This window comes from Mesorhizobium sp. BHbdii (genome assembly GCF_053848045.1).
Genome location: NZ_JBSPKX010000249.1, coordinates 1 through 427, shown reverse-complemented (window position 1 = coordinate 427; position 427 = coordinate 1). Strand labels below are relative to the sequence as shown.

Here is a 427-nt window from a genome sequence, read left to right as displayed (position 1 = left end):
GAATTGCGACTGGCCGCCGGGGCGGCGTTGATGCACGACAAGCTGCTGGGCAACGCGTCGCGCCATGGCCGGGCCAAGATCATCCTCGATGAGCGCCAATGCCAGGTCGATGCCGGCCGAAATGCCGGCCGAGGTCCACACGCTGCCATCCCTGACGAAGATCCGCTCCGCATCGAGTTTCACCGCAGGGTAGCGGCGTGCAAAATCGTGCGTGCTCCACCAGTGGGTGGTGGCGCGCCTGCCATCGAGAAGTCCAGCTTCCGCCAGCAGATAGGCGCCTGTGCACACGCTCGCCGTGCGCCGTACACCCGTGCGCTGGAGCCAGGCGACGATCTCCTGGGCGGCAGCCATGGAGCGAATGATTTCGCCACCGGAGATGATGGCGGTGTCGAGCGGCTCTTCCGTCGACAAAGGCCGAGCCGCGAGC

General features: G+C 66.5%; 1 protein-coding gene. It reads right to left on the bottom strand.

The window, feature by feature from the left end; translation table 11 throughout:
* The coding region (locus tag ACWTU8_RS32875; protein ID WP_455851381.1) for an AraC family transcriptional regulator at window positions 1–411 on the bottom strand (411 nt) is incomplete at its 3' end.
* Between the last annotated feature and the right edge of the window lie 16 nt (window positions 412–427).